8 protein-coding genes are annotated in these 8,992 nt (G+C 34.7%); all 8 read left to right on the top strand.

What is annotated here, in order from left to right; translation table 11 throughout:
- Nucleotides 1–558, top strand: a 558-nt coding sequence (locus B3J44_RS16980) for an efflux RND transporter periplasmic adaptor subunit (RefSeq protein ID WP_286969842.1), incomplete at its 5' end; no start/stop codon positions are given.
- Nucleotides 559–570: 12 nt separating this feature from the next.
- Nucleotides 571–3,735 carry an efflux RND transporter permease subunit gene (locus tag B3J44_RS16975; RefSeq protein ID WP_286969840.1) on the top strand — a complete coding sequence of 1,055 codons (3,165 nt, stop codon included), beginning with the start codon at nucleotides 571–573 and terminating at the stop codon, nucleotides 3,733–3,735.
- 127 nt (nucleotides 3,736–3,862) lie between these two features.
- A complete protein-coding gene (locus B3J44_RS16970; RefSeq protein ID WP_286969838.1) occupies nucleotides 3,863–5,281 on the top strand; it encodes a TolC family protein in 1,419 nt (472 codons plus the stop codon).
- A gap of 385 nt (nucleotides 5,282–5,666) precedes the next feature.
- Nucleotides 5,667–6,128, top strand: a complete 462-nt coding sequence (locus tag B3J44_RS16965) for a hypothetical protein (RefSeq protein ID WP_286969836.1) — start codon at nucleotides 5,667–5,669, stop codon at nucleotides 6,126–6,128.
- Nucleotides 6,129–6,360: 232 nt separating this feature from the next.
- Nucleotides 6,361–6,966 (top strand): Crp/Fnr family transcriptional regulator, encoded by a 606-nt coding sequence (locus B3J44_RS16960; protein ID WP_286969834.1) that lies wholly within the window; start codon nucleotides 6,361–6,363, stop codon nucleotides 6,964–6,966.
- 74 nt (nucleotides 6,967–7,040) lie between these two features.
- On the top strand, nucleotides 7,041–7,781 hold the full coding sequence (locus B3J44_RS16955; RefSeq protein ID WP_286969833.1) for a GNAT family N-acetyltransferase: 741 nt from the start codon (nucleotides 7,041–7,043) through the stop codon (nucleotides 7,779–7,781).
- Nucleotides 7,782–8,088: 307 nt separating this feature from the next.
- Entirely contained in the window at nucleotides 8,089–8,469 is a 381-nt protein-coding gene (locus B3J44_RS16950) for a DoxX family protein (protein ID WP_286969831.1), read from the top strand.
- Nucleotides 8,470–8,482: 13 nt separating this feature from the next.
- Nucleotides 8,483–8,692, top strand: a complete 210-nt coding sequence (locus tag B3J44_RS16945) for a hypothetical protein (RefSeq protein ID WP_198857938.1) — start codon at nucleotides 8,483–8,485, stop codon at nucleotides 8,690–8,692.
- The last annotated feature ends 300 nt before the right edge of the window (nucleotides 8,693–8,992 follow it).

The raw sequence follows: 8,992 nt of genomic DNA, 5'->3' as shown, positions 1-8,992 counted from the left end.
CTTACTACTTTATCTGATGTTCATGAAGTATTTGCTTATTTCTCTTTAGGTGAAACCGACTTCATCAACTTTAAAGAGCAATATGCTGGAAGTTCATTAGGTGATAAAATTAAAAAATTACCTCCTGTTACTTTGATTTTGGCTGATAATAGTGCTTATCCAAAAACAGGAAAAATCGATATGGTTGACGGTCAGTTTGATAAAACTACAGGCGCAATCACGATTAGAGCGACTTTCCCAAATGCTAACGGAATTTTACGTTCTGGAAACACAGGAAGAATCCGTTTAGGATTAAACCACAATGATGCTATTTTGGTTCCGCAAGCGGCTACTGTTGAAATGCAAGACAAAGTATTTGTTTTCACAGTTGGAAAAGATAACAAAGTAACCAAAATGCCAATTACCGTTGTAGGGAAAAGTGGTGCAAATTACTTAATTAAAGACGGTGTAAAATCTGGTGACCAAATCGTGTTGAGCGGTATTGACAAACTTCAGGACGGACAAGCAATTCAGCCTGAAAAATCAACTAAAGTTGCCGAAGTAACTAACAAAAAATAATTATAAAATCAAATGTTTAAAATATTTATACAAAGACCAGTACTTGCAACTGTTATCTCCATTTTATTGGTGATTCTGGGTGTACTTGGTTTAACTAAACTGCCTTTACAACAGTTTCCTGATATTGCGCCTCCATCAGTTTTGGTAACGGCGGTATATCCTGGAGCTAACGCAGAAACGGTTTTACGTTCTGTGGCACCTTCTCTAGAAGAGTCTATAAATGGTGTAGAAAACATGACTTATATGAGTTCTACTGCCAGTAACGATGGTACTTTGGCTATTACTGTTTTCTTTAAATTAGGAACAAACGCCGATCAAGCTGCAGTAAACGTACAAAACCGTGTCGCGCAGGCAACAAGCCAGCTTCCTGCCGAGGTTGTTCAGCAAGGTATTATTACAGCTAAACAGCAAAACAGTTTCATCATGGCAATTGGTATGTATACCGAAGATGAAGCTAAATATGATCAAACTTTTATTGCTAATTACGCTCAGATTAATATTATTCCCGAGTTGAAACGTATTCCGGGTGTAGGTTCTGCAAGTATTTTTGGTGGTGTAAAAGACTATTCTATGCGTGTCTGGTTAAATCCAACACAAATGTCTACTTACAAAGTAACGCCAAGCGAAGTTATGGCCGCGATTCAGGACAAAAGTTTGGAGGCTGCACCAGGAAAATTTGGAGAAAGAAGTACAGAAGTTTTTGAATACGTAATTAAATACAAAGGAAAACTAACCAAACCTGAAGATTACCAAAATATTGCGATTCGTTCTAATCCTGATGGTTCTGTTCTTCGTTTAAAAGACGTTGCCAGAGTAGAATTAGGCGCTTACTCTTATACCAGTTTAACACGTTTAAATGGTAAAAAAGGAATCGTAATTGGAGTTATTCAGTTAGCTGGATCAAATTCTAATGATATTCAGATTGCCATTAATAAAATGATGGAAAAAGCTTCTAAAGATTTTCCAACAGGCATAAAACACAATATTTTTTATAGTACAAAAGTATCTCTAGACCAATCAATCGAACAGGTAGAACATACCTTAGTTGAAGCTTTCATCTTAGTTTTCATCGTGGTATTTATCTTCCTGCAAGATTTTAGATCAACATTAATTCCGGCTATTGCTGTACCTGTAGCAATTTTAGGAACGTTCTTCTTCATGCAGTTATTCGGATTTTCGATCAACCTTTTAACGCTTTTCGCATTAATTCTGGCGATTGGTATTGTGGTCGATGATGCCATTGTGGTAGTCGAAGCGGTGCATGCGAAAATGGAGCATAAACGTTTGTCTCCAAAAATCGCAACCCATGAAGCAATGCACGAAATAACGGGTGCTATTATCTCGATTACGCTGGTAATGGCTGCTGTATTCCTGCCGGTTGGTTTTATGGAAGGCTCTACAGGGGTTTTCTATCGTCAGTTTGCCTTTACGATGGCGATTGCAATTGTAATTTCGGCTGTTAATGCCTTAACATTGAGTCCAGCTCTTGCGGCATTGTTCTTAAAAGACAATCACGGATCTCACGATCACGATGCACCGTATGAGAAAAAAGGATTTAAAGAAAAGTTCTTTAGCGCTTTCAATAGTAGTTTTGACTCGCTTACGAATCGTTATGTTGGCGGACTTAAATTCTTAATTAGAAGAAAATGGTTGAGTTTAGGAGGTTTGGCTTTAATTACACTAGCAACTGTGTTAATGGTTAAAACAACTCCATCTGGATTTATTCCAACAGAAGACCAAGGATTTATCGCAATCTCAGTAAATACGCCTTCTGGAACATCTCTTGACGGAACTCAAAAAGTAATGACTGAAGCTGAAAATACTTTAAGAGGTTTAGAATCTTCACGATTTGTAACAGCGGTTTCTGGTTTCAACTTATTAACAAATTCAACAAGTCCATCTGCTGCTGTAGTTTTCGTATTGCTAAAACCAAATGAAGATCGTGGTTCTCTTAAAAACATTGACGAAATTATGAATCAGGTTCGCGGTAAATTGGGTGAGATTTCTGGAGGAAGTTTCTTCGTATTCAGTTTCCCAACCGTTCCAGGATTTAGTAACGTTGAAGCTTTAGATTTGGTTCTTCAAGATAAAACTGGAGGAAAACTGGATAAATTCAGTGGTATTTCTCAAAATTTCATCGGCGAATTAATGAAACGTCCTGAAATTGCGGTTGCCTTTACAAGTTTTAAAGCTGATTATCCACAATTACAATTGGATATCAACGACGAAAAAGCGAATCAATTAGGTGTAAACGTAAAAGACATTTTACAGACTATGCAAGCTTATTTTGGTAGCGCGCAGGCATCAGATTTCAACCGATTTGGTAAATATTACCGTGTGGTTGTTCAAGCTGATATTGCCGATAGAGCAGATCCAACTGCAATTGATCGTGTATTCGTAAAAAATAAAACCGGCGAAATGGTGCCAATAAATACTTTAGTAAAACTGACTCGTATTTATGGTTCTGAAACCGCTTCTAGATATAATTTGTTTAACTCAATTTCTATTAATGCTATTCCGAAACCTGGATTTAGTTCTGGAGATGCCATTAAAGCAATTGAAGAAGTAGCAAAACAACAATTGCCTGCAGGTTACGGGTTTGAATTCTCGGGCCAAACGCGTGAAGAGATTTCTTCAGGAGGTCAATCGGCTACAATTTTCTTACTGTGTTTGATATTCATTTATTTCTTACTTGCTGCACAGTATGAGAGTTATATCCTTCCTCTCGCAGTTATTTTATCAATTCCTGCAGGTATTTTTGGAGTATTTGTGGCTATCGGTTTAACAGGAATCGAAAACAACATTTATGTACAGGTTGCACTTGTCATGCTGATCGGACTTCTCGCTAAAAATGCCATTTTGATTGTGGAATTTGCAGCGCAAAGAAGAAGATCTGGACAAGGTTTAATTGCAGCTTCAATTAGTGCAGCAAAATTACGTCTGCGACCAATTATTATGACGTCTCTTGCCTTTGTGGTAGGTCTTGTGCCAATGATGAGCGCAAAAGGCCCATCGGCTCAAGGAAATCATTCGATTAGTATTGGAGCAGCGGGCGGAATGCTTTCTGGAGTAATTCTAGGATTATTTATCATCCCAGTATTATTCATTGTATTCCAGCATTTACAAGAAAAATTCAGCGGAAAACCAATCGCTGTAGTTCACAACGAAGAAAAATAAAATATGGAAAACTATATAACGACAATCCTTGTTGCCATCATATTTGGCATCGGATACATATCATACAGAATCTCGAAAGATCTTGAAACCAGAAAAGATACTTGTACAGAAATCTAATAAAAAGACAATGAAAAATTATATAACCAAAATCGTGACCTTCGCCATTCTGATCACGACAATAATATCCTGTAAAGTCTCAAAGGATATTGAAACTCCTAAAGATGCATTTCCTGAAAATTTCAGGAATGCATCGGTTTCGAGTGATACAACAAGTATTGCCGATATTGAGTGGAAAAACTTCTTTGCAGAAAAAGATATTGTTGAATTGATTGACAGCGCGGTTGCTAGAAATAACGACCTGCTTATTGCAGAAAAAAACATCGAAATTGCCCAATACAGATTTACACAATCTAAATGGGGAAATGTTCCTCAGGTTAATTTATTTGTGAATGCCAATACAAGCAATCCTTCTGACAATAGTTTTACAGGAATGAACTTGAATCAGGCTTTAGGCGCTAAACATATTGATGATTATTCTGCTGGAGCTTCACTTTCTTGGGAAGCTGATATTTGGGGAAAGATCAGAAACCAAAAGAAAGGAGCTTACGCAGGATATCTTCAATCTGCAGAAGTAAAAAAAGCATTGCAGACTAATATTGTTGCTAATGTTTCAAGAGGCTATTACAATCTTTTGATGCTAGATGCTCAACTAAAAATTGCGCAGCAAAACCTAAGATTAAACGACAGTACGACCAATATTATTAAATTAAAATACGATGCTGGTCAAGTAACCACTTTAGCAATTCAACAGTCTGAAGCGCAGAAATTAAACTCAGAACAATTGATTCCGTTATTGGAACAAAATATTGCTATTCAAGAAAATGCTTTAAGTGTTTTAACCGGTTCATTCCCAAATTCAAAACAAAGAACTATTCTTTTAAATTCAATTGAAATTAAAAGCAATCCAGCAATTGGAATTCCGTCTTCATTAGTAAGCAGAAGACCAGACGTAAAAAGCGCGGAATTAGCCCTTAAAGTAGCAAACGCAAATGTCGGTATCACAAAAGCGGATTTATACCCAGCTCTTAGAATTACGGCGCAAGGCGGTTTGAACTCTTTCGAAACGAGCAGCTGGTTCAATATTCCAGCTTCTCTATTCGGAACTGTTGCAGGTGGCTTAACTCAACCAATTCTAAACAATAAAAGGGTTAGAACACAATATAATATCGCTGTAGCAGAAAGAGAAAAAGCGGTCTTAAGTTTTAGACAAGCAGTTTTGGTAGCTGTTAGCGAAGTTTCGGATGCTTTGGTAAAAGTGGAAAAATTACAGCAACAAGAAAAGTTCTTAAAAGAAAAAGTAAAAACATTGCAGCAGGCAATTAAAAATTCAAACTTGTTATTTCAAAACGGATTAGCAGAATATCTTGAAGTTTTAACTGCGCAAGCAAATCTTTTACAAAGCGAATTAGAATTAGCTGATCTTAAAAGACAACAACTCACAGCCAATACAGATTTGTACCGCGCTCTAGGCGGAGGCTGGAAATAATACCCGTTACCCGTTAATTATTTATTTTTTGAGATGAAAACGCTTTGAGACCTTTGGGTTTCATGGCGTTTTTTGCTTTTTTAAATTTGCCACGAAGGCACTAAGACACGAAGATTTTTTTTAAGTCTCTCGCAGATTTTGCAGATTTTTTCTCATTTTATGTCTTCCTGAGCGAAGTCGAAGGATACGCTTAGTTAGACACACTAGATAGATTAAGTATGTGTCCCTCGACTTCGCTCAGGAAGACAAATCTTTGTAGAATTTCTAGTGCGATTTCTCTTTTGTTTATATAACGAAATAAAACTTATTTTTCTTACTTTTGCCAAAGAAAACCCTATGTTTTCTAACCTTTACGCCACAATAACGAATTAAAAAAATTAAACTAATGAAAAAAATAGCATGCTTCGCTCTTTTAGCTTTACTTTTTACAAATTGCAAACAAAACAATTCAGAAAAAGAATTAGAATCAGCTAAAACTCCGGCTGATACTGTTACCGTAGTCAAAGAAGAAATAAAAGAGGAGAATCCAGAAGAAGGAGATTGTAAGGACATAGAAGTAGAAATGGGATCTGGAAGAGAATGTATTCTAAAAGATACAGATATTAATGAGGTTTATCTAAACATCATTAAAAACAAAGAAGTAGATGAATCACAGTATTATTTAACTACTCTTCCAACTGAAAGAAAATCTGTTAAAGTAAATAAAGAAGGATTAATCTCTATTGATTATGAAATTTTTAAAGACAAAGTAGCCATTTCGATGAATTACGAAGGTGGTGTGACAGAAGTAACACTAGAAAAAATAAATAATACAGTTAAAAGAAGCATTTTTCATTATGCTGATTAAGGCAAATAATTAATATTCTTTTGAGAAACCGCTATAAAGCTTTAAGTTTTTTAGCGGTTTTTTATTTTGTCACGAAAACGACAAGCCACGAAGATTTTTTTATGACTGCCAGTAATTATACAAATTTTCACTAATTTTCATTTCATTCGAAAAATAATTCGTGAAAATTCGTGAAATTCGTTGCAACAAAAATTTTCTGTCTTAGCGCCTTCGCGGCAAATCCAAAAAAAAAATGACTTTCAACAAAGAAACATACCTCAACAATCTAAAATTATATTTCGAAAGTTACGCTCCTATCTCTGAACAGTCATGGAAATTGATTGAAGGCTTGACAGATTTTCAGACAATCAAAAAAGGAGAAATACTACTAGAAAATGGGGAAGTCTGCAAAAATATGTATTTTATTGCTAAAGGAATTTTACGAACTTTTATTACCGATGAGCAAGGAAATTTCTATAACAAAAACCTTTTTTTCGAAAACAGGCTTGCATGCTCTAAAGTTTCATCAATGCTGCAAACTCCTTCCGACTTTACGATCGAAGCTTTAGAAGACTGTATTTTAATCCAACTTAATTACAAAAAATACATTCAGTTGATTACCGAAAATGATGATCTTAAAAACTTCTACATTGCATACTTGGAAAAAAACTGGATTATCGAAAAAGAACAGAGGGAAGTGGCGCTAGTAATGCAAAATGCAACCGAAAGATATCTTAATCTTCTTGAGACGCATCCAACAATCGCTGATCGAGTTCCGTTATTACATATCGCCTCGCATTTAGGCATTACACCAACACAGCTAAGCCGAATTAGAAAAAGTCTGGAAAAAGATATTTAAATCAACATATGTAAAGGTTTTTCAAGAAAGCTAGTTTTATCTTTGCTATAGATTTAAATTCGATATTCGAAAAAATGAAAAATACAGACCTTGTAAAAAATAATATTGACAATCTTACATCACTTTGGAGAACCGTTGCTACTCCTCTCCTTTCTTATCATAAAAACGATCCGTTTCAATACAGTCAGATAAAAAACTCAGGTTGGCCAAATCGACTGTGGTTCAGAGAAGATATTACAGAAGAAAATCTGCCGCAGATTCTTGAAATTATAGACCAAAATCCAGGGTTGATCATTCCGTATTGGGATATTTTCGAAAGCAATTCAAAAGAAATTTTCGATAAAAACCAATTTCAAATACGAATTCAGCTAATGGCAATGGCTTTAAAACTGGGAGAAAAATTTCCTCTTGAAAAGAATCTGACTTTTAAGAGAGTTTTAAATGAAAAAGATGCTGAAACATGGTCAGATATTTATCCGCTATCTTTTAGTTATGTAATTAGTAAAGAAACGCTGGTTCATAATTATGAAAATGTCCAATTCTATTTGGTTCATGTAGATGAGAAACCAATAGGAACGCTTACTCTTTTTCAAACAGGAAATGTTATGGGAATTCATGGTGTTGGAGTAATTCCAGAAATGCGCAAAAAAGGTTTAGCCGAAGAAATAATGAAGTTTGCCATCAACGAAGCCATTAACGCTGGTACTGAATATGCACATTTACAAGCTTCTCCTTTAGGAAAAGGTATTTATACAAGATTAGGCTTTGAAGATTTGTTTTTGATAACGAACTACTTTTTAAAACCCAATATTTAAAAATCAAAATTCAAATTTACTTGCTTTACGGTTATTTTCTTTTAATTTTTCTCAAAGATTTCGCAGATTACCTTACTCTCATTTATGTCTTCCTGAGCGAAGTCGAAGGACACATGCTGAATCCATTAAGTATTTCTGCACTTAGTGTTAGTAATTCATAATTCATAATTCATAACTCATAACTCATAACTCATAATTAATTCTGTCCAAAATGCCCCTAAAATAGTCGCAAATGTGTATTTCTTTAAAAGAAAAACATTATTAGATTTGTAATACATTAACTAATAACCTTTTAAACAAATACCCAATGAAAACAACAAAAATTATTTTTTGGACTACTACAATTCTTATTTTTTTATTTGAGGGCGTAATGCCAGCTTTAACTTCTCAATCAGAAATGGCTAAGGAAGGAATTAGACACTTAGGTTATCCTGAATATTTTGGAAATGCTTTAGTTGTGTTTAAAATTCTTGGAGTTTTAGCATTAATTATTCCGCAAGTGCCGGGACGCATAAAAGAATGGGCTTACGCAGGATTTGCTTTTGACTTTATTTTTGCATCTATAAGTCACTTTGCTGTTGACGGAATAGGTTTTCAAGGTTTCTTTCCTCTAATCGTTTTTGCAATTTTAATAGTATCTTATGTAACATATCATAGAATACACCGTTATAAAAACATAGCGCTCTAAAAACCAAAACTTTATGATTGAAGTTTTTAAAACAAATGTTCAAGAAGAATCTCAATGCTCGATAATCATTGAGAAGCTTCTTGAGCATTATCCAAACAGCTCGATCAACTTCGATTTAGAAGATTGCGACAAAATCCTGCGCATTCATGCACCTACCTTTTCTAATACAAAAATTATCGACATTGTTAATTCGCACGGTTACTTCTGCGAAGCGCTTCCTTAAAAAATTAACACTTATCAAATACTTGATTTACAATATTTTAATATTTTTTATTGTATATTTGAAAGAGTATCATTTCCCCTAATTTCTATAAATTTAATTTCACAGATAATGCACTGAGGTTTTTAGCAAACCAATCGGTAAACACGAACTGTAGAATTTTCTATTTCTAAAATTAAAAAAAATGAAGAGCGCTATTCAAAATACCATACTTGAAACCTACAGTAAATTGCACGATTTAGTTTCTTCCTTTTCAAAAGAAGAAATCAATATTGTTCCGTTTGAAGGGAGCTGGACTGCTGG

The sequence above is a fragment of the Flavobacterium sp. UBA4854 genome (assembly GCF_002399805.1).
GTDB classification, from domain to species: domain Bacteria; phylum Bacteroidota; class Bacteroidia; order Flavobacteriales; family Flavobacteriaceae; genus Flavobacterium; species Flavobacterium ginsengisoli.
The sequence above is the reverse complement of the archived record's forward strand: the minus strand, read 5'-3'. Positions and strand labels throughout refer to the sequence as shown.

Excerpts from the sequence above, each read along its gene's own strand:
- B3J44_RS16950 (WP_286969831.1), top strand. The coding sequence starts at position 8,089 with ATGAAAACAACAAAAATTATTTTTTGGACTACTACAATTCTTATTTTT.
- B3J44_RS16965 (WP_286969836.1), top strand. The coding sequence starts at position 5,667 with ATGAAAAAAATAGCATGCTTCGCTCTTTTAGCTTTACTTTTTACAAAT.
- B3J44_RS16975 (WP_286969840.1), top strand. The coding sequence starts at position 571 with ATGTTTAAAATATTTATACAAAGACCAGTACTTGCAACTGTTATCTCC.
- B3J44_RS16960 (WP_286969834.1), top strand. The coding sequence starts at position 6,361 with ATGACTTTCAACAAAGAAACATACCTCAACAATCTAAAATTATATTTC.
- B3J44_RS16945 (WP_198857938.1), top strand. The coding sequence starts at position 8,483 with ATGATTGAAGTTTTTAAAACAAATGTTCAAGAAGAATCTCAATGCTCG.
- B3J44_RS16970 (WP_286969838.1), top strand. The coding sequence starts at position 3,863 with ATGAAAAATTATATAACCAAAATCGTGACCTTCGCCATTCTGATCACG.
- B3J44_RS16955 (WP_286969833.1), top strand. The coding sequence starts at position 7,041 with ATGAAAAATACAGACCTTGTAAAAAATAATATTGACAATCTTACATCA.